Source organism: Micromonospora sp. URMC 103 (assembly GCF_051386435.1).
GTDB lineage: Bacteria > Actinomycetota > Actinomycetes > Mycobacteriales > Micromonosporaceae > Micromonospora.
This window is the reverse complement of sequence record NZ_JBPQTR010000005.1, coordinates 571,012-591,634: the sequence shown is the minus strand read 5'-3', so window position 1 is coordinate 591,634 and position 20,623 is coordinate 571,012. Positions and strand designations below refer to the sequence as shown.

Sequence of the window (20,623 nt, the reverse complement as noted above, 5' to 3'; positions counted from 1 at the left end):
ACCCTGCGCCCCGCCACCCGGCTCTAGCATGTGTCGCGGAAAGGCCGGCGGGGCCGCCCAGCCCGGCGTCGCCGCCCCTCCCCGGGGCGCGGTTGCAGGAGGTGCGCGATGCCGCTCGACGGGCCCGCCGTGGCGATGCTGGCCTACCCGGGTGCCGGCAGCTTCGACTACGTCACGGTGAACGAGATCTTCGGCGTCGACCACTCGAAGCGGTTCGGGACGTGGTACCGCAGTCGGACCTGCGCTCCCACGCCGGGACAGGTCGACCTCGACGGTGGAGTGAGCGTCCACGCGCCGTACGGGCTCGACGAGACCGAAGGCGCGGAGCTGCTGATCGTGCCCGGCTGGACCCGCGAGCGGGAGGTTCCGCCACGACCGCTGCTGGCGGCGCTGCGGCGCGCCCACCGGCGAGGGGCGCGGATCATGTCGGTCTGCACGGGCGCGTTCGTGCTCGGCCACGCCGGTCTCCTCGACCATCGCCGGGTGACGACGCACTGGTCGGCGGCGCGGCTGCTGGCCTCGCTCTTCCCCGCCGCGACAGTGGACCCGCGTGCCCTGTTCGTGGACGACCGCGGCGTCCTCACGGCGGCCGGCATGTCGGCCGGCGTCGACCTCGCGCTGCACGTGGTGCGGGGAGACTTCGGCGCCGACGCCGCGGCCGCGCTCGCCCGCCGGATGGTGCTCGCCGGCTATCGCGGCGGCAGCCAGGCCCAGTTCGTCGACGTCCCGCTCGCGCCGGATCCCGGCGACCCGCTGCCGGAGCTGCTCGACTGGGTACGCCAACACCTCGACCAGCGGTGGTCGCTGGGTTCGCTCGGGGAGCGGGTCCACATGAGCCCCCGTACGCTGGCCCGGCACTTCCACCGGCTCACCGGGACGAGCCCGCACCGGTGGCTCACCCGGGAGCGGGTGCTCGCCGCGCAGCGGCTGCTGGAGATCGGCGACGAGCCGATGGACCGCGTGGCGGCCCGCACCGGCCTCGGCTCGGTCACCAACCTCCGGCAGACCTTCCGCCGCGAGTTGGGCGTGTCGCCCCGGGCGTACCGCGCGAGGTTCCGTTCGCGGGCCGCGACACGGACCGCGTAGCCGACGTCGGCCCCGCGGCACGGGCCGCCGGTCGGACCGGTCGCCGTTCCCGCGGGACGCGGGACGGCGGACGGCGGACGGCGGATCCTCGGGCTATCGCGCCAGCAGGACGACCGCCGTGGCGAGGCACGCGATGAGCAGCGTCACCGCGGCGAACACGGCGTACGGCCACCGTTCCCCGGCGCGCCGGGGTTGCGGACGTAGGCGCTGGGTCGGCAGGTTCCAGGCCGGCGACGCGGTCCCGTCGTCGGGACGGCCGGGCCAGGGCGGTGGCACGTTCCGCGGGGGCGAGTTGCGCGGTGCCGGTTCGGTCATGGGAGCACTCCACAGGGCGGTGGCGGTATGCTGTTCGGACTCGTTGCGGCGGGGAACCCCCGACCCGTTCGTCAGGTCGCACACCCGACCTTCCACCGTTTCCCGGCGTCGCCCGTCCCGTTGGTGTTACATCGCGGCCCGCCAGGTCAAAGCATCAGCCCACCGGTGGCCCGGACGTTCTGCCCCGTGATCCACCGCGCGTCCGGCCCGACGAGGAACGCGACGACGTCGGCGATGTCCTCGGGCCGGCCGAGCCGTCCCAGCGCGGTCAGCTCCGGCACCCGGCGCAGCGCCTCGGGCGGGTTGCTGTCGCGCAGCATGTCGGTGTCGGTGGCGCCCGGCGAGACCGTGTTGACCGTGATGCCGCGGCTGCCCAGCTCGCGCGCTGCCACCGCCGCGACGTGCTCCAGGGCCGCCTTGCTGGCGCCGTACAGCGAGTGGCCCGGCGCCGGCACCACCGTGTTGAGCGTGGAGATGCCGACGATCCGGCCGTGGTCACGCATGATGTCGACGGCGCGACGCATGGCCAGCAGCGGGTACTTCACGTTGACCGTCATGACGCGGTCGAAGTCGTCGCCGGTCATGTCGGCCACCGGCACCCGGGGGTTGATCGCCGCGTTGCTCACGAGGATGTCCAGGCCGTCGGGCACCGCCGCGAACAGATTGTCGAGGCTGCTCACGTCGGCCTGGTCGGCGCGCACCGCGGTGGCAGCGCCCAGCTCGGCGGCCAGCGCCTCGGCGGCGGCCCGGTTCTCCCGGTAGCTGAACACCACGCGCGCCCCGTCGCGCGCGAGGCGCCGCACGATCGCGCGGCCGATGCCACGGGAGCCTCCGGTCACGATCGCCGTCTTTCCGCTCAACGTCATGCCCCGGCACGTTAGCGAGGCGGCCGCCGCAGGTCTTGAAGGAATGCGAACAGCTCACCCGGTGTGACGCCGGCCATGGCCCGCACCTCCCGGCTGAAGTGCGGCTGGTCGGCGTACCCGCAGTCGGTGGCCCGGGCGAGGGCCGCGCCGGGCCGACCCAGCCGGTGCACCGCGCGCTGGAAGCGGGCCACCCGCGCCACCGTCTTGGGTGGCATCCCGACACGGCGGCGGAATCCCAGCTCGAGGCCGCGGCGGCTGATGCCCAGGCCGGCGGCCACCTCGCCCACCGTCCACCCCGGCTGCTGGAGGCGCCACCACGCGCGCGTCACCACGTCGTCGGGCGCCCGGTCGGGCCGCAGCCAGGTGGGGAGCAGGCCGTCCAGCAGCGCGAAGCGGGCCGGCCAGTCGGGCGCCGAGCCGAGGCGGTCGGCCAGCTCCGCCGCACGACGGCCGAGAAGCGCCTCCGGGCTCACGGTCGCGTCCACCAGCTCGGGCGCGGGGACGCCGAGCAGCGCGCTCACCCCGGCCGGCGTCAACCCGATCGCCACGCCGTGTCGCCAGTCGGCCAACTCGTGCACGACGTGGCCGCCGCGCGGGCCGGTGACCCAGCCGCCCGGACCGGCGAACTCCACGATCACCGTGGTGACGGTGAGCGGGAGGATCCGGCGCCGCAGGTAGCCGTCGACGAGCGTGCGGAAGCCGGCGTAACCGAGCACGTACGGGCGCAGGTCGGCGCGGGCCAGCCGGCTCGTCGCCTCGCCGCAGCCGGGGACGGGCTCGGCCGGCAGGGAGTGCAGCAGTGGCAGCACGCCCTCCATCATGCCGCCCGCGCGGAGGGCCGGACGTGACGTCGCCACGAGACGGCCGGTGGGGACGGGCTCCCGTGACCTCTCAGTCGGCATGGTGGTAGCGGTGCACGACGGCGTGTCCCCGGCCCCGCGAGATCATCCACCGGTTGATCGGTGTCGTGACCAGGAACGCCACGACCAGGGAGAACGCCAGCGCCGCCCAGAACAGCACGGTCGTCACCCCCGCGTCCATCGCCCCGGGCATGGCGACGATGACGGCGTTGTCGAGCAGCTCCATCACCGCGATCGAGACGGTGTCCGCCGCGAGGGCCACCCTCAGCGCGGCCCGGAAGCCCACGCCGGCGCGCAGCACGCCGCGCATGGTCAGGGCGTAGCCGAACACGAAGGCGAGGGCTATCGAGAGCACGATGGTCCCGACGTCGTGCAGCCCGGTCGCCGTGCCGACGACCATGCCCAGCACCTCGCCGATGGCGCAGCCGGTCAGGCAGTGCAGCGTCGCCGCCACGGCGACGGCCCAGGTCGCCGGCGTCGCCACGGGGTGACCGGCGTGGCCGGCGGCCGTGCCCGGGTGGTGGTCCGGGCCCATGACTACCTCCTCGCGCAGGGGTCGGGATCGCTCCTGTCGTGGTGTTGAATGTAGACATCAACGCCGCTGGAGGTGCCGTGTCCGAACTCACCCTGCTCATCGAACCGACCGTGGCGCTTCCGCCCGACCGGGTCGACGCGCTCAGCGCCGGGCTCGCCGACGACCTGCGCACCGTCCGCGGCCTGCGGGTCGCGCACGCCGAGCGGCCGGCAAAGGGGCACGGGAAGTCGCCGCAGGCGTGGGAGCTGGGCATGCTGGTCGTCGGCGGCCTCTTCTCGGCCACCACCATGCGGGCCGTCGCCCAGATCGCCATCGCCTACGCCGACCGGGTCAAGGCGCGCTCGATCCGGCTGCGCAGCGGCGACAACGAGCTGGTCATCACCGGCGCCACCCGGGTCGACGCGCAGCTCGTCGAGCAGGTGGCGCGGCTGCTCGGCCCGGGCTCGGCGACGGGCGACCCGGGCACCGCGGCGCTGCCCGCCACCGCGTCCCGTCCGGGCGGGAGCGCCCCCACCGGGAGCTGACGATGGGCCAGCGTCGCGCACTGCTGATCGCCAACGACCGCTACCTCGACGAGTCCCTGTCCGACCTGTACGCGCCGCGCGAGGAGGCCCGGGACCTGCTCAGCCTGCTCGCCGACGCGGACGTCGGCGCGTTCGACCAGACGGTGCTGCTCGAGAACGAGTCGAAGAGCTCCATCGAGCGGGCCATGGAGTCGATGCTGCGGGCCGCGGGGCCGGAGGACCTCGTCCTGCTCTACTTCTCCGGGCACGGCGTCCGCAGCAGCAAGCGGGGCCGGTTGCACCTCGCGGTGGCCAACACCGAGGTAACGCACCTCTCCTCCACCGCGATCTCCGCCTCGTTCGTCCGGGAGCTGCTGGACGAGTGCGACGCGGCGAGCACGCTCATCCTGCTCGACTGCTGCTACAGCGGGGCGTTCGAGGGGCTCGGGCTGAAGACCACCGACGACCTGGCCATCGACGGCGAGCTGAAGACCGGGCAGGGCCGCTACGTCATCACGGCGACGAACTCGGTGGAGCGGGCCGACGACGGCCGGCCGGCGTCGGAGACCGAGCCGCGGCAGCGCTCGGCCTTCACCGAGACCGTCATCCAGGGAATCAGCACCGGCGCCGCGGACATCTCCGGTCAGGGCCGCATCACCCCCGACGACCTGTGGCGGTACGTGCACCTGGAGCTGCCGAAGCGGTCGGCGCAGACGCCGTGTCACTTCGGCAGCGCGAGCGACGAGATCCACATCGCGCTCTCGCGGGAGGGCCAGCAGCGGCACCGGCGGCAGCGCGACCAGCGGGATCCCCGCCTCGGCGACCTGCTGGGCCCACTGGAACCGGCCGAGGACGTGAAGCTGCAGGCGACCGAGTGGCGCCGGCGCGGTCTGCTCAAGGTTCCCGTCGGTCGGGTCCAGCGGATCGACCAACCGGTCGGCGAGCCGATCTGGCTGGACCTGGCGTCCTCGGACGGCCACCTGCTCGTCGTGGGGCGCGCCGGGACCGGCAAGACGACCCTGCTGCGGACCATCATCGGCGGGCTCGCCCTCACCCACTCCGACGACGAGGTGGCCGTCCACTGCCTGGAGTCGGGCGGCAACCGGCTGGGCCCCATGCGACGCCTGCCGCACGTCCACGCGGTCCTCGGCGACGACGAGGTCGGCGAGGTCGACAAGCTGCTCGATCGTCTGGAACAGGACGTCCTCGCCCGCAAGCAGCTCTTCCGCCGGCACGAGCTGGAGTCGCCCACCAGCCTGCGGGCCCGGCGGGCCGACCTCAAGACCGGCCCGTGCCCGGACGTCTTCCTGGTGGTCGACCGCTGGCACGACTTCGCCACCCTGCTGCCCGACTTCACCACGCGGGTGGTCGACCTCGCCAACAAGGGCCTCGGGTACGGCATCCACGTGGTCGTCGTCGAGCGCAGCTGGCGCGTCATCCCGGAGGAGCTGCGGGAGCTGCCGCAGATCCGGATCGAGACGCGGCTGTCGCAACCACACGAGTCGCTGATCAATCCCGATCAGGCGGCCCGCCTGCCGGCCAACCTGCCCGGCTGGGCCATCCACGGTCGGCGGACCTTCCGGATCGCGCTGCCCGACCTGGCGGCCGGCGCCGCCGACGGCGAGGCGGACGCCGAGGCCGAGACGCTCGAGGGCGCCGGCGCGTTGGTGTCGACCATCGCCCAGGCGTGGGAGTCGGCGTCGACGGGTGGCTGGGCGGGGCGGGAACCCGCCTCGACCAGCGAGCGGCCCGACGAGGCGCTCCTCGTCCTCGGGGTGCGCGACCGCGCGACGCTGTGGCGGTTCCAGGGGCGGCGGACGGGCCCCGGGCCGGACTACCTGAGGGTGCCCGTCGGCCTCGGCGAGGACAACCAGCCGGTGCTGCTCGACCTCAAGGAGGCGGCGCAGGACGGCATGGGCCCGCACGGGCTCCTCGTCGGGGCGACCGGGTCCGGCAAGAGTGAGCTGCTGCGGACGCTCGTCGTGGCGCTCGCCGCGCGGCACACCTCCGACCAGCTCAACCTCGTCCTGATCGATTTCAAGGGCGGCGCGGCCTTCCGCCCCCTCGCCGGGCTGCCCCACGTCAGCGCCCTGATCACCAACCTCGCCGACGATCTCACCCTCGTCGACCGGCTGGCGGACGCCCTCGCCGGCGAGCTGCTGCGTCGGCAGAAGGTGCTGCGGGCCGCCGGCAACCACGCCAACCGGTGGGACCACGAGCGTGCCCGGGAGGCCGGCGCACCGCTGGCGCCGCTGCCCAGCCTGGTGGTCATCTGCGACGAGTTCATGGAGCTGCTGTCCGCCAAGCCCGACTTCATCGACGTCTTCGTGCAGATCGCGCGGCTGGGCCGTTCCCTCGGCGTGCACCTCCTGCTCGCGAGCCAACGGCTGGAGGAGGGACGGCTGCGCGGCCTCGAGAGCTACCTGTCGTACCGGGTCGTCCTGCGCACCTTCTCGGCCGTCGAGAGCCGGGCCGCGCTCGGCGTGCCGGACGCGTACGAGCTGCCGCAAGCACCCGGGCACGGATACCTCAAGGCGGGGTCGGCCATGCAGGCCTTCCGGGCCTCGTACGTCTCCGGCCCGGTCGCCGACCCGGACGGGCAGGCGCCACCGGAGCTGCTCGACCGCAGCCTGCTGGAGATCCTCGTCGAACGGCTGCGCGGCCGCGACGCCGCCGCGCACCAGGTCTGGCTGCCGCCGCTCGTCGAGCCTCCCAGCCTGGACGAGCTGATGCCTCCCCTGCTCCGGCACGCCACCCGGGGCCTCACGTCCTCACGGGACGCCGGTTCGCTGCGCGTACCGGTCGGCGTCGTCGACGTGCCGGTCGAGCAGGCCCGGCAGACGCTGTGGCTGGAGCTGCACGGCAGCGCCGGCAACGTCGCCGTGGTGGGTGGCCCGCAGTCGGGAAAGACCACGGTGGCGCGCGCCATCGTGGCGTCGCTGGCGCTGACCCACACGCCCCGGGAGGTCCAGCTCTTCTGCCTCGACTTCGGCGGCGGGGCGCTGCGGGCACTCGAGGGGCTGCCGCACGTCTCCGGCGTCGCTGGCCGGCGGGAGAGCGAGGCCGTACGGCGCACGGTGGCCGAGGTCATCACGGTCCTCGACGCGCGGGAGGCGTTCTTCCTCCGGCACGACATCCCGTCCATGGCGGCCTATCGGGCAGGCCGTGCCGCCGGGAAGTTCGCCGACGATCCGTTCGGTGACGTCTTCCTCGTGGTGGACGGCTGGAGCACCCTGCGCAACGAGTACGAGGAACTCGAGCAGATGGTGACCGACATAGCCCAGCGGGGGCTCGGTTTCGGCGTGCACGTGGTGGTTACGGCCTCGCGGTGGACGGAGCTCCGCCTGACCCTCCGCGACCTGCTCGGCACTCGGCTGGAGCTGCGTCTGGGCGACCCGTCGGAGTCCGAGTTCGACCGCCGGATCGCCCGGAACGTGCCCGACCGCGCGCCGGGCCGCGGGCTGCTGCCCGACAAGCTGCACTTCCTCACGGCGCTGACCCGCATCGACGGCAGGCACGACGTGGGCGACCTCGCCACGGCCACGGCGCAGCTCGTGAAGACGGTCGCCGAGGCGTGGCCCGGCGAGCCCGCGCCGCCGGTGCGGCTGCTGCCGCGCCGGCTCACGGCCGAGGACCTCAACGCGCTGGCCGGCCCGGCCGGGCGCGGGGTGCCCGTCGCGGTCGACGAGTCGTCGCTCGCACCGGTCACCCTCGACCTGGACCGGGACCCGCACCTGATCGTCTTCGGTGACGGGGAGTGCGGTAAGAGCAACCTGCTCCGGCTCGTGGCGCGGCAGATCGCCGCCCGGCGCGCTCCCGCCGAGGCCCGGCTGATGATCGTGGACTACCGGCGCAGCCTGTTGGGCGCGGTCGAGGGCGAGCACCTGATCCACTACGCTCACAGCCAGCAGAGCCTCACCGGAGGGCTGGCCGACGTGCGCGAGGCGATGACGAACCGGCTGCCCGGCCCGGACGTCACCGCCGAACAGCTCCGCGCGCGCAGCTGGTGGACAGGCCCGGACCTCTACATCCTGGTCGACGACTACGACCTGGTCGCGTCCGCCGGCAACAACCCGTTCAGCGACATATACGAGCTGCTGCCACAGGCCCGTGACATCGGCCTGCACATGATCGTCGCCCGCCGCGCCGGCGGCGCCGCCCGGGCGCTCTACGAGCCCGTGCTGCAACGCCTGCGCGAGCAGGAGTCGCCGGTGCTGCTCATGTCCGGCAACCGGGACGAGGGCGCGCTCGTCGGCGGTCTGCGGCCGCAGCCGCTGCCGCCCGGCCGGGGCACCCTGGTACGCCGCCGTGAGGGCGCGATGGTCGTCCAGACCGCGTGGTCGGAGCCCTGACGCGGCCGGCGCGGCGGCAGGACGCGGTGGCACCCCTTGCCGGTGGTTCCGTCCCGGCGTAGGAAGAACTTCTGCCCCGGGCCCACCACCGTCGGCCGCCCGACCGTCCACTGTCCACCGTCGAAGGAGATGCGTGTGACCATCCCCAGCCGGCTCCGACTCGCCGTGTCCGTCCTGGTGACCGCCGCCGCGGTCCTGTTCGGCACGGCGGCCGCCGCGGCGCCGTCCGCGGCCGCACGTCCGCCGACCGCCCCCGGCGCCTGCGACCCGATCGACCCGACGGCGTGCCTGCTGCCGTTCCCGAACGACTACTTCACGGTGCCCGACCCGGCCAGCCCCACCGGCAAGCGGGTGCGGCTGGCGGCCTCGGCGATGCCGGCCAACGCGCACGGCACCCCCATCGACCCGACGGAGTGGAACCGGCAGGACGGGTTCAGCCCCGGCTCGCCGATCGTCGTGCACGTGCCCCGCCTCGACGCCGCGGCCACCGGGATCGCGCCGGTGACCGACATAGGCCGCTCGCTGGCCAGGGACGCGCCCATCGTGCTGCTGAACACCGCCACCGGCGAGCGCACGCCGTACTGGGCGGAGCTGGACGCGCACGCGGCCGGCCGCCCGGACCGGCAGGTGCTCGTCATCCGGCCCGCGGTCGCACTGGCCGAGGGCACCCGGTACGTCGTGGGTCTGCGCGGCATGCGCGACGGGAGCCGGAGGCTCATCCCGGCTCCGGCGGCCTTCCGGTCGTACGTCACGGGCAACGGCCTCGGTCCCCGGGACGGCCGGGCCCCGCAGATGAAGCGGATCCTCGCCAACCTGAGCGCGGCCGGGGTCAAGCGCCACGACCTCTACCTGGCCTGGGACTTCACGGTGGCGAGCCGGCACGGCCTCACCGGCCGGATGCTCGCGATCCGCGACGGCGCGTTCGCCCGCCTCGGCGCGGCGGCGCCGCCGTTCACCGTCACCCAGGTCACCGACTACACACCGCAGCAGGATCCGCGCATCGCCCGGCAGGTCACCGGCACCGTCGCCGTGCCGTCCTACCTGACCGGCGCCGGCGGACCGGGTTCCCGGCTGCACTACGGGCCGGCCGGCGGCGACGGCACCGCGCGCACGCCGTACGCCCTGCCCACGCCGTCCGGCGCGACCCTGCGGGCCGACTTCGTCTGCAACATCCCGCGCAGTGCGTCCGCCGCCGAGCCGGCGCACCTCTCGCTCTACGGCCACGGCCTGCTCGGCAAACCAACCGAGATCAACGCGGGCAACGTCAAGGCGATGTCGGCCACGCACCGCTTCACCTTCTGCGCGACGAGCTGGATCGGCATGGCCGACGCCGACGTCCCGTACGTGGCCGGCACCTTCGACGACCTGAGCGCCTTCCCCGCCGTGGTGGACCGGCTCCAGCAGAGCTTCCTGAACTTCCTCTTCCTGGGCCGCACGATGGTCCACCCGCGCGGGTTCGCGGCCGACCCGGCGTTCCAGGACGCCCGCGGGCGACCGCTCGTCGACACGGCGGGCGGGCTGCACTACGACGGCAACAGCCAGGGTGGCATCAACGGCGGCGCCCTCACCGCCATCGCGCAGGACTGGACCCGGTCGGTGCTCGGTGTGCCGGGGATGAACTACTCGACCCTGCTGCAGCGGAGCGTCGACTTCGCCCCGTTCCAGGAGATCATGGACGCCTCCTACCCGGACCCGGTCGACCAGCAGCTGATCTTCGCGCTGCTGCAGATGCTGTGGGACCGGTCCGAGGCGAACGGGTACGCCCAGCACATGACCGACGACCCGCTGCCCCGCACCCCGGCGCACCAGGTGCTCATGCACGTGGCCTTCGGCGACCACCAGGTCTCCCCCGCGGCGGCCGAGGTCGAGGCGCGCACCATCGGCGCCCGGCTGCACATCCCGGCCGTCGCCGACGGCTGGTCACTCGACGTGCGGCCGTACTGGGGCATCGAGCCGATCCGGTCCTATCCGTACACCGGGTCGGCGATCGTCATCTGGAACAGCGGCGAGGCCGCCGCACCGCCGGCCACGAACCTGGCCCCGGCCGGCCCGGAGTACGGCACGGACCCGCACGAGTTCCCGCGCGCCCAGGCCGGTGCGCAGCAGCAGAAGGCGACGTTCCTGCTCACCGGCCGGGTCGTCGACGTCTGCGCGGGCAAGCCCTGTCCCTGACGTCGGGCACGGCGTGCCGCGTCGGCCGGTCCGGCCGGCGCGGCACGCGCAGCGGGCGCCGGCCGGCGCGGCACGCGGAGCGGGCGCCGGCCGGCGCCTGCAAACGCTCTCAGACGGCGAACACCTGGGAGTCGTCGGCGAACGCCTTGAACTCCAGGGCGTTGCCGGCGGGATCGTGCAGGAACATGGTCCACTGCTCCCCGGGCTGCCCGGCGAAGCGCAGGTACGGCTCGATGACGAACACCGTGCCGGCGGCCCGCAGCCGCTCGGCCAACTCGTGGAACTCGGGCACGGTGAGCAGGAGACCGAAGTGCGGGACCGGGACGTCGTGGCCGTCGACCTCGTTGTGCGCCGCGGTTCGGCGCCCGGCGACGAGGTGGGTCACGAACTGGTGGCCGCGCAGGTCCCAGTCGATCCAGGTGTCCGCGCTGCGTCCCTGGTCGCAGCCGATGAGCTGTCCGTAGAAGTGCCGGGCGGCGTCGAGGTCGTCGACGGGCACGGCGAGGTGGAACCGCGGGATGGACGCGTGGGGGGTGTGCACGGCACTGGTCCTCTCTTCCATGACTCGTTCCCGGCGTCCTATCACACGTCGGCGCGGACGCCCAACACTCGCTGCCGGGGTGCGGCGGGGACCGGCGGATGTTGCCGTCGTCGCCTCCCTCAGCCTTGATCGACTCCATTCCGGCGATATGGCGGCATCTCGGGCCGCCGGATACCGCCACATCGGCGACATGGTGTCGATCAAGCGCCTACGGGACCGTGATCGGGTCGCGTTCCCTGAAGTCCGGGCGTTTCAGGGGCGTGATCGACTCGTGTTGCGTGATGTCGCGGTGTCCGGGACGTCTCGACCGCCCGCCTTCGAGGAAGCCGGGTCGAACGACTGTTCCGGCCCGTGAGGTCCGCCCCGGACCCGCCTGCGCCGAACGTCCCCGACGCCCCCCGGCGCCCCCATCCCCGGCTCGTGAGGCCGTTCCCGCCGGCGGGGGCACGTGCGGGATCGCGCGTATGGCCTCCGGGCATGGTGAATGGCGTTCTAGGCTCGGCTTGGACGGATGGCGGCAGCGCACGCCCCTGCCGCGGTCGCACGCACACCGTGCGCCTCGTCCCGAGCCCTCGCGAAGGCCGAAGCCAGGCCGGCTGCCGTCATCGGGCCGGGCGAGGCCCAGGAGGCTGACCTTGTCGCGGCAGGCGGGCGCGGAGCGCCCGCTCGACCTCCAGCGCACGCTCACCGACAGGAGGACCACGTGGCCGTCAAGACCGAAGCGCGGACGCGCGTCGCCGACATCCGGCCGTTCCGGGTCGAGATCCCCGAGGCGGAACTCGAGGCGCTGCGAGCCCGCATCGCGGCCACCCGCTGGCCGGAGAAGGAGACCGTCGCGGACCAGTCGCAGGGTGTGCCGCTGGCGACGAGCCAGGCCCTCGCCCGTTACTGGAAGGACGAGTACGACTGGCGCAGGGTCGAGGCGAGACTGAACAGCTTTCCGCAGTTCATCACCGAGATCGACGGGCTGGACATCCACTTCCTCCACGTCCGTTCGAAGCACGAGGACGCCCTGCCGCTCATCGTCACGCACGGCTGGCCCGGCTCGGTGATCGAGCAACTGAAGATCATCGAGCCGCTCACCGATCCCACGGCCCACGGCGGGGACGCCTCCGACGCCTTCCACCTGGTGATCCCGTCGATGCCCGGCTACGGGTTCTCGGGCAAGCCCACCACGAGCGACTGGGGGCCGGAGCACATCGCGGCCGCCTGGACGGAACTGATGAGGCGCCTCGGCTACACGCGGTTCGTGGCGCAGGGCGGCGACTGGGGCGCGCTCATCACCGACATGATGGGCCTGCAGGCGCCGCCGGAGCTGCTTGGCATCCACAGCAACATGCCGGGTGTGTTCCCACCCGAGATCGACAAGCTGTTCCAGTCCGACATCACGGGGGTCAACGACTCGCTCGGCTCGTTGCCGTCCGACCTCTCGGCCGAGGAGATGCGCGCGTGCGAGCAGGCGGACTTCTTCTGGAAGCACGCCGCCTACGCCCTCATCATGGGAACGCGCCCGGAGACGCTGACCGCGCTCGCGGACTCGCCCGTCGGTCTGGCGTCGTTCATGATCGACCACGACGCGAAGAGCCTGGACCTGATCATCCGGGCCTTCGCGGGGCAGCCGGGAGGCCTGTCGCGTGACGACGTCCTCGACAACATCACGCTCTTCTGGCTCACGAACACCGGAGTCTCCGCGGCGCGCCTCTACGCGGTGAATCCGCTCTCCTTCTTCGCCGCCAAGGGCGTCACCGTCCCGGCCGCCGTGAGCGTCTTTCCCGACGAGCTCTTCCAGGCGCCGCGGAGCTGGGCCGAGCAGGCGTACCCGAACCTCATCCACTACAACCGGCTCGACCGGGGCGGCCACTTCGCGGCCTGGGAGCAGCCGCAGCTCTTCACGCAGGAGATGCGCGACAGCTTCCGGTCGCTTCGCTAGACGACCACGCGTCCGCGGGTGAGGCCGCCACCGGGGCGGGCCGGATGACCGGCCCGCCCCGGTGGCGGTGCTACCGCCGGCTCAGTTGGAGCGGGTCACCGTGAAGGGCAGCGCGACCCGCGCGCCCGATGCGGCGCCCGCCAGCGTGATGCTGGTGGAGCCCGCCTTCGCCGCGCCGGGAACGCTCACCGTCACGCCGGAGACGACGCCGTCGCCGTTCGCGCGTACGGTGCTCGAGGCGAGGCCGTCGCCGAAGCGGATGGTGATCGCCTCGTTCGGCGCGAACCCGGAACCGTCGACCGTGATCGGCGTCTCGCGCGCGCCCGACGTGGTCGACAGCGCCACCCGCGGCCGGTACGCCGGCGCGGCCGGCTTCCCGGTGACCTGGACGGTTGCCGTCGCCGGCGCCCGCGAGGACGCTCCCGTGGCGGTCACGGCGTACCGGCCGGGCCGGGTGTCCCCGGGCGTGGTGATCGAGGCGCGGATCGCGCCGGCCGGGGAGGCCGCGACCGTCACGGTGCGCGCCGGGCCGGCGCCCAGCGTCACGGTCACCTGCTCGCCGGCGGCGAACCCGGTGCCCTCGACGGTGAGCGTGTCGCCGGCGGCGACGCTGCTGGAGGCGGACACCGCCGGCTGCGCTCCGCCACTGGCCACCGTCACGGTGAACGTCGCGGTCCGGCTCGTCGTGCGGTCCCACACGGTGACGTGCACCGTGTACGTGCCCTCCTGGGCGTAGGTGTGCCGGCCGCTCATGGCGCCGGACGCGTCGACGGTGACGTCCTCCGGAACCGTGCCGTCACCCCACTGGACGCGTGCCCGGTAGCCGCCCGTGCCGGGAACGCCGCCGGTCACCGTGCCGAGGTCGGCCGCGAGGGCCTGCCCGGCGGTGGCCGTCTGGTTCCCCGGTGTGGTGGACGCCAGCGCGGGCGCCGGCGTGCCGTCGTCGGCGATGGCGAACACGTGGATCCGGCCCGTCGCGCCGGGGTCGCCGGTCTGCGTCGGCAGGGTCACCGAGACGAGCGTCTTGCCGGCCGGGATCTGGTACGGCGTGGTGGCGAACAGGAACGGCTGGGCGGCGTCCCGGCTCGTGCCGCTCAGCCGGTACGCGGCCTTCGCGACGACGATGTTGCCGTACGACGGGGTGCCGTTGGCGTTGCCGCCCAGCGTCCAGTCGCTCATCTGGATCGGGATGCTCGCGGTGCTGCCGTCGCTGAACGTCGCCGTGCCGGTCGTGCTCTGGTTGCCCTGCGTGCCGGCGCCGATGAACGAGAGGCTCTTCGCGTCGGTCGGCAGGTCGAGGACGATCGTCTCGCCGTTGCCGCTGGCGTTGTCCGGCTGGCCGGCCGGGATTTCCGGCAGCGTGAAGTGCAGGCCGGTCCCGGGCACGGCGTGCGGCTGGCCCTGGGTCACGCCGGCCGCCGCGAGAGCCGCCCGCGAGTACGCCCACGACTTGGCGTCGCAGTCGGCCGCGAGCACGCCCTCGTCACCGATGCAGAGGGTGTCGAAGGCCGCCGTGAGGCCGGTGGCCGGCGCGTACGCCACGTCGACGCCGACCGTCACCGAGCCCTGGCCGGCGCCGTCGGTCACCGTGACGCTCGCCTGGTGGAAGCCGGGCGTGGCGTAGGTGTGCGAGCCGCTGACGGCCCACACGGCACGCGAGCTGGGCGTGACGGTGCCCTCGGTGACCGGCGAGCCGTCGCCCCAGTCGATGGTGGCCTCGTAGCCGGCGGCGTTGCCGCCGGTGACGGTGGCCAGCGGCACCGACACGGGTACGCCGGATGTCGCGTGCACGCCGTTCGCGGCCGTCACGGTGACGGCGCCGCCCACGAGCTGGAGGTCACCGCCGGCGAGCAGCTCGATCTCGGCGAGGTTCGGCTGCGCGGCCCCGACGGTCTTCGTCACGGCGAGGCGGAACTGTGCGAACCGCCCCGGCTTGTCAATCTTGAACGGGCGCGTCTGGTTGCGCCACGCGAACGCCTCGCCCTGCCGCGAGTCGAGGGTGGTCCAGGTGACGCCGTCGTTGGAGCCCTGGAGGCGCCAGTCGGCGGGATCGCCGGCGTTCGCCCCCGAGGTGAGGGTGTAGTACATCGGGGTCTGCCGGACGTCGCGAGACGCCCAGGTGACCTGCGGCGCCGTGGACGCGAAGGTCATCTGCGTGGTCGACGAGTCGTCGAACAACGCCGACGCGTCCCGGCCGTCGGTCGCGGTCGCGCTGCCGAGACCGGGGCCCGTGGTGTCCTGCAACGGCTTGGGCACGGCGTCGCCCCTGGTGAGCGACGGCGGCGCGTCGTTGCGGCCGGTGCCCCAGGACGACGGCCGGGGGCCCATCTGGAAGTCGATGGTGCCGCCGTGGGCCAGCACGGACGAGTCGATGGAGACCCCGCGCTGCGTCTTCCCGTTGACCCTGACGCCCTGCACGTAGATGTTGCTCGTGCTGTTGGCGGGCGCGTTGACGACGATGTCGCCGCCGCTGCGGTGGACGGTCATCCGGGTGAACTGCGGCGATCCGATGGTCCAGTTGGACGAGCCGACCTGCAGCGGGTAGAGGCCCAGCGAGCTGAGGACGTACCAGGCGGACATCTCGCCGTTGTCCTCGTCACCGGGGTAGCCCTGGCCGATCTCGCTGCCCACGTAGAGGCGCTGGAGGATCTCCCGGACGATCGCCTGGGTCTTGGCGGGAGCGCCGGCGTAGACGTACATGTACGGGATGTGGTGCGACGGCTGGTTGCTCATGCCGAGCTGGCCCATCCGCACGGCCTGCGCCTCGAGCATCTCGTGGATCGTGTTGCCGTACCCGCCGGGGCGGTCGGCGTTCTCCGGGGTGGCGAAGAACTCGTCGAGCTTCTGCTGGAGCGCCTTCTGCCCTCCGTACAGGTTGGCCAGGCCCTGGCCGTCGTGCTGCGCCGTGAACGCGAAGTTCCACCCGTTGGTCTCGGTGTAGACCCCGCCCCAGTCCCGCGGGTCGCCGGTGCGGAAGGTGCCGTTGGCGTCGCGGCCCTGGAAGAAGTCCTGCTTCTCGTCGAACAGGTTGACGTAGTTGCGGGCGCGCTGGAGGAAGTACTCCGACTCCTCCTTGAGCCGGTCGCGCTCCGCCTTCGGCGTGGCCTTGTCCTTGGCCAGGGCCGCGGCCATGTTGCCGATGCCGTAGTCGTTGATGAAACCTTCCAGCGCCCACGACACCGACTGGTCCGTGGACGTCGGCGTGTAGCCCAGGAACAGCGAGGTCTCGATGCCCTTGCGGCCGACCTCGCCGCGACCGGACGCGACGGTGGCGTCCTTGACGGCCGAGTCGTACGCGGCGCGTGCGTCGGGCAGCTCGACGCCGTTGAGGTACGCCTCGGCCAGCGCGACGTTCGCGCTCGTGCCGGTCATGAGGTCGGCGTAGCCGGGCGAGGACCAGCGGGCGACCCAGCCGCCGTCACGGTACTGCTGGACGAACCCGTCGGCGATCCGGGCCGCGACGTCCGGGTAGAGCAGCGAGTACGCCGGCCACACGGTGCGGTAGGTGTCCCAGAAGCCGTTGTTGACGTAGATCTGCCCATCGACGATCTTCGCGCCCGTGTGGGTGGCCGTCGACGCGCCGGTGGGCGCCGACACCGGGCTCGCGTACTGCCAGCGGGGGGCGGACGCGGTGCCGGTGTTCTCCGACTGGGAGTTCGGGTAGAGGTTCAGCCGGTACAGGTTCGAGTACAGGGTGACGAGCTGCGTCTCGGTGGCGTCCCGTACCTCGATCCGGCCGAGCCGGTCCTGCCACGCGGCGGTGGCCGCGGCGCGGATCTGGTCGAAGCTGCGCCCGGTGACCTCCAGGTCGAGGTTCTTCCGCGCCTGGTCGACCGAGAGGAACGAGGTGGCGAGGCTCAGCGTGACCTGGCGCTGCGTGGACGTGTCGAAAGTGGCGGACGTCGCCGACGACGCCGTCGGCGCCCGGTCGAACGTGCCGGACACGAACATCCGGCTGCGGCCGGCCGAGAAGCCGCTTCCGTTGTCGACCCAGCCGGTGAAGGTGCCGTCCGTGCCGATGGTGAACGTGCCGTTGTAGAGGACGAGGCTTCCCGTGGCCTGCCCGGTCGGGAAGGTGAACGTCATGATGCCGCCGTGGTCGGTGGGCGACATCTGGGCGACCAGACCGTTCTGCAGCGTGACCTGGTAGAAGTCCGGCCGCGCGATCTCGTCGTCGTGGCTGAAGGCGACGGCGCGGCTGCTGGGCGCTCCGGTGAGGGAGCCACCGGCCGGCACCGGCATGACGGACATCTGGTTACGGTCACCCATCCACGGGCTGGGCTCGTGCGAGATCGCGAGCCCCTCGAGCGTGGGCAGGTTCGCCGCGTTGTTGAACCGCTGGTAGTCGTACTCCCAGGTGTCCGAGGTGGCGTTGGTGACCGGGGTGAAGAAGTTGAAGCCGTTCGGCACCGCCGAGATCGGCAGGTTGTTGCCGCGTGAGAACGAGCCGGACGCGTTCGTACCGCGCCGGGTGTCGACGAAGTTGGTGAGGCGGGAGCCGTCGACCGAGGTCGCCGCGCCCGCGATCGTGACGTCGTCGAGCCAGCCCTGGAAATGGGTCTCGGCGGTCCCCTGCGGGTTGTCGTACGCGAGCAGGATGCGGTCGATCGTCTTGCCGTTCGCGACGGCGCCGATGTCGGACTGCACCGCGTTCCACTGGTCGGCGTAGAGCACCCTGGACGCGCCCTGCCCCGCTGCGGTGAGCGGGTAGCCGTGCTGGTCCACCGGCGCCCGTTGGCTGAGGTAGCTGCCGTCGGTGAAGTGCAGGTCGAGGGCCGCCCAGGTGGACGGGTACCGGGTGTCCTTGCCGGTGAACTCCGGGAAGATCCGGTACGACAGGCGGGTCTTCGGCCCGACCGCGATGTCGACGTCGAAGAGCTTGTTCGTGGCGTACGAGCGCCCGTCGGCCTCGGCGCCGCCGGAGTACCGCAGTGACGCGAGCCCGGTGAATCCGGCGCGCGGCTTCATGTTGTGGCCGCTGACCGGGCCGGTGCCCACGACGCTGACCATCGGGGTGGCCGGCGGGCGGACGTCCGAGCCGTCGCTGATGTCCCAGTCGGCGAGCTGGAGGAGCGCGTCACCGGAGTTCGCGGAGACGTTCAGCCGGTAGTACGCGTAGGCGGTCGTGTTGGTGACGCTGTAGGTCTTCGTGGTGAAGCGGCCGCCGAAGGTCTGCCCGGTCTGCCGGTCGAGGTCGGTCCAGGCCGTGCCGTCGACCGACCCCTGGAGGGTGAAGTCCTTCGGGTCACGGGTGGGGGCGTCGTTCGCGGAGGTCAGCGCGTACCGCACGACGGCCGAGGGCTTGGCCAGCCGGTAGGTCACCCAGCCGGTCGGGTTGAACGCGAGCCACTTGCTCGACGGATTGCCGTCGGCGAGGTTCGCGGCGGTCTCGTTCGGCGCGTTCTCGGCGCTCGCGGTCACGGCGTCCACCTGGGCGAGCAGGCTGCCGGGCAGGCCGGCATGGCTCGCCCCGCTCAGGTTTCCCTGGACCGGCTTACCGCTCGCGTCCACCTCGACGGTGCTCGCCGAAGGTTGCGGATCGGCCGACTCGAAGGACGAGCGGAAGTTGCCGGGCGGCGCCGTGGTGGGTGCGGCGACCGCCGGTGGCGCGGCGACGAGCAGTCCCGCCGCCAGCAGGGCCGCGGCTGTCCCGGCGATCGGCCGGGAGGATCTGGCGCGCGGAAGGGAACGCAGTGACATGGGGGTGGGGGCCTTTCGACTCGACACGGATCGAGTGCTGGTCATCGGTGGAGCGGCGTACGCCTACCGGCAGGTGTGGACGGTCGCACCCGGGATGCCGGGTCCGCCGGTGGGCGCCATGCGAGTCTCCTTCGCGGTCGCGGCCTGACATCGTTGTCAGAGGAACTCGTGACGGACGACGGCACGCATGTGGACTGCGGCTGATGGTTCCGGGGAGACCACGGCCGTGTCAATAAGTTCATCGGCGCGAAACGTCCCGGCCGCGGCGACGACGGCGAGACAGATCGGCCCCGCGTCAGCCGGATCGGCGAATGGCGCGGTGACGAAGTCGTCCAGGTCCACGAGGTGGCACGCGCGCAGCCGTGACCACCGTCGGGAGCGTCGGGGGGTCAGCCGGGCGACATCCGCGTGGCCCGGCGCAGGCCGAGCAGGGCGACCACGGCGAGCAGGATGACGGCCACGGAGTACTCGTCGACGGTCCGGGGCAGGCCACCGGCGTAGACCACGAGGAAACCCGCGATGACGGTGGGCAGGCCGAGGCCGACGTAGGAGATGATGTACAGCAGGGACAGCACGCTCGCCCGCTCGTGCGCCTCGATCAGCGGCATGATCGTCTTGAGGCTGCCCTGGAAGCCGCCCCCGAAGCCGACGCCCCCGAGCGCGAGGCCCACGAAGAAGCCCATGAGCGAACCGGCCATGACCGACACCAGCGTGACGATCATGCCGAGGATGAGGGCGCCGATCCCGATGAGCATCACCGTCCGTGCGGGGGTGTTGCGCATCAGCAGGACGGCGATCGACCCGACGACGGCGAAGACGAAGAGGACCAGGCCGGCCACGATGATCGAGGTTTCCATGAAGGCGCGGACGAGCGCCGGGCCGAGCGCGCCGAAGAAGCCGGCCAGCGCCCAGACGGAGAAGACCACCGGAAGGACCACGAGGATCGGCGCGCGTACGGCCCGGGGCAGTTTGATCTCGGGTCGCAGACTCCGCAGCGCTCCGGTTGTCGGTGTGACCGTCTCCGGCATCAGCACGATCCCGATGCCCTGGATCAGCAGGACGACGAGCAGGACGACGTACACCAGTCGGGTCGGGGCGGGCAGGAACTGGATGAGCAGCGCCGAGAGCAGGGCGCCACCGCCCGTGCCGATGCCGGGCGCGATCGAGTTCGCGAGGGTGCCGCGGGCGCGGTTGATGTCGAGCATGCCGGCGCCGATGGCCCCGGTGGCGGCGCCGGTGGCGAGTCCCTGGACGACGCGGGCGGCCAGCAGCATGGGCACGCCGTTGGCGAGGACGAAGATGACGAGTGAGGCCATCTGGACGGCGATGGCGACGAGCAGGACCGGCCGCCGCCCGACGTGGTCGGAGAGCTTGCCGAACGTGAGCAGCGAGGCCAGCACGGCGACGGCGTAGACGGCGAACACCACGGTGGTCGTGACCGGCGAGAAGTGCCACCGTTGCTGGTAGATCCCGTACAGGGGGGTCGGGGCGGACGACGAGGCCAGGAACGACACGAGGATCGAGGCGAGCAGCACCAGGGAGACCCCCGGCGACAGGCGCCCGTGTCCGGCGTTGCTCATATCGCGTGCTCCTCCGGTGAGCGGCGTTCGGCTGCGCCCGGGCGGTCGCGCGGCCGCCGAACGGGCGCACCGGAGTACCCCCGTTGGTGCCGGGCACGCGCCGGCCCGGTGGCCGGCGACGGGCGGCGCGCGCGGTGGTCGGGAGAGGCGCTCCCAACTCGCCGTTCCCGACTCGCCGGCACC

The 20,623-nt window shown here is 72.8% G+C and carries 13 protein-coding genes; 5 read left to right on the top strand and 8 right to left on the bottom strand.

Annotation, left to right across the window (positions count from 1 at the left end; genetic code table 11):
* The first annotated feature begins 108 nt into the window (after window positions 1-108).
* Window positions 109-1,086: a helix-turn-helix domain-containing protein gene (locus ACSNOA_RS15810; protein ID WP_436659114.1), complete on the top strand. Its 978-nt coding sequence runs from the start codon at window positions 109-111 to the stop codon at window positions 1,084-1,086.
* A 93-nt stretch (window positions 1,087-1,179) separates the two neighbouring features.
* On the opposite strand, the gene ACSNOA_RS15805 is transcribed toward ACSNOA_RS15810, so the two are convergent.
* From ACSNOA_RS15805 to ACSNOA_RS15790, 4 genes are all read right to left on the bottom strand, one after another.
* Window positions 1,180-1,401: a hypothetical protein gene (locus tag ACSNOA_RS15805; protein ID WP_436659113.1), complete on the bottom strand. Its 222-nt coding sequence runs from the start codon at window positions 1,399-1,401 to the stop codon at window positions 1,180-1,182.
* 146 nt (window positions 1,402-1,547) lie between these two features.
* The gene (locus ACSNOA_RS15800) at window positions 1,548-2,267 is read right to left on the bottom strand and encodes an SDR family oxidoreductase (RefSeq protein WP_436659111.1); all 720 of its coding nucleotides are present in this window, start codon (window positions 2,265-2,267) and stop codon (window positions 1,548-1,550) included.
* Between the two features lie 11 nt (window positions 2,268-2,278).
* Entirely contained in the window at window positions 2,279-3,124 is an 846-nt protein-coding gene (locus tag ACSNOA_RS15795) for a helix-turn-helix domain-containing protein (RefSeq protein ID WP_436659109.1), read from the bottom strand.
* Window positions 3,125-3,158: 34 nt separating this feature from the next.
* On the bottom strand, window positions 3,159-3,662 hold the full coding sequence (locus ACSNOA_RS15790) for a DUF4396 domain-containing protein (protein ID WP_436659106.1): 504 nt from the start codon (window positions 3,660-3,662) through the stop codon (window positions 3,159-3,161).
* Between the two features lie 77 nt (window positions 3,663-3,739).
* Between ACSNOA_RS15790 and ACSNOA_RS15785 the strand changes: the two genes are divergently transcribed.
* From ACSNOA_RS15785 to ACSNOA_RS15775, 3 genes are all read left to right on the top strand, one after another.
* The gene (locus tag ACSNOA_RS15785) at window positions 3,740-4,186 is read left to right on the top strand and encodes a hypothetical protein (protein WP_436659105.1); all 447 of its coding nucleotides are present in this window, start codon (window positions 3,740-3,742) and stop codon (window positions 4,184-4,186) included.
* 2 nt (window positions 4,187-4,188) lie between these two features.
* A complete protein-coding gene (eccCb, locus tag ACSNOA_RS15780; RefSeq protein WP_436659104.1) occupies window positions 4,189-8,517 on the top strand; it encodes a type VII secretion protein EccCb in 4,329 nt (1,442 codons plus the stop codon).
* Window positions 8,518-8,652: 135 nt separating this feature from the next.
* Window positions 8,653-10,689 (top strand): hypothetical protein, encoded by a 2,037-nt coding sequence (locus ACSNOA_RS15775; RefSeq protein WP_436659102.1) that lies wholly within the window; start codon window positions 8,653-8,655, stop codon window positions 10,687-10,689.
* A gap of 109 nt (window positions 10,690-10,798) precedes the next feature.
* Here the strand turns inward: ACSNOA_RS15775 and ACSNOA_RS15770 are convergent, their stop codons facing one another.
* Window positions 10,799-11,230, bottom strand: coding sequence for a VOC family protein (locus tag ACSNOA_RS15770; protein WP_436659101.1), 432 nt, complete (start codon window positions 11,228-11,230; stop codon window positions 10,799-10,801).
* A 703-nt stretch (window positions 11,231-11,933) separates the two neighbouring features.
* On the opposite strand from ACSNOA_RS15770, the gene ACSNOA_RS15765 reads away from it, so the two are divergent.
* Entirely contained in the window at window positions 11,934-13,160 is a 1,227-nt protein-coding gene (locus tag ACSNOA_RS15765) for an epoxide hydrolase family protein (RefSeq protein ID WP_436659099.1), read from the top strand.
* A gap of 81 nt (window positions 13,161-13,241) precedes the next feature.
* Here the strand turns inward: ACSNOA_RS15765 and ACSNOA_RS15760 are convergent, their stop codons facing one another.
* From ACSNOA_RS15760 to ACSNOA_RS15750, 3 genes are all read right to left on the bottom strand, one after another.
* Window positions 13,242-18,860, bottom strand: coding sequence for a GH92 family glycosyl hydrolase (locus tag ACSNOA_RS15760; RefSeq protein ID WP_436659098.1), 5,619 nt, complete (start codon window positions 18,858-18,860; stop codon window positions 13,242-13,244).
* Between the two features lie 156 nt (window positions 18,861-19,016).
* The gene (locus ACSNOA_RS15755) at window positions 19,017-19,202 is read right to left on the bottom strand and encodes a hypothetical protein (RefSeq protein ID WP_436659096.1); all 186 of its coding nucleotides are present in this window, start codon (window positions 19,200-19,202) and stop codon (window positions 19,017-19,019) included.
* Between the two features lie 47 nt (window positions 19,203-19,249).
* Window positions 19,250-20,440 (bottom strand): MFS transporter, encoded by a 1,191-nt coding sequence (locus tag ACSNOA_RS15750; RefSeq protein WP_436659095.1) that lies wholly within the window; start codon window positions 20,438-20,440, stop codon window positions 19,250-19,252.
* Between the last annotated feature and the right edge of the window lie 183 nt (window positions 20,441-20,623).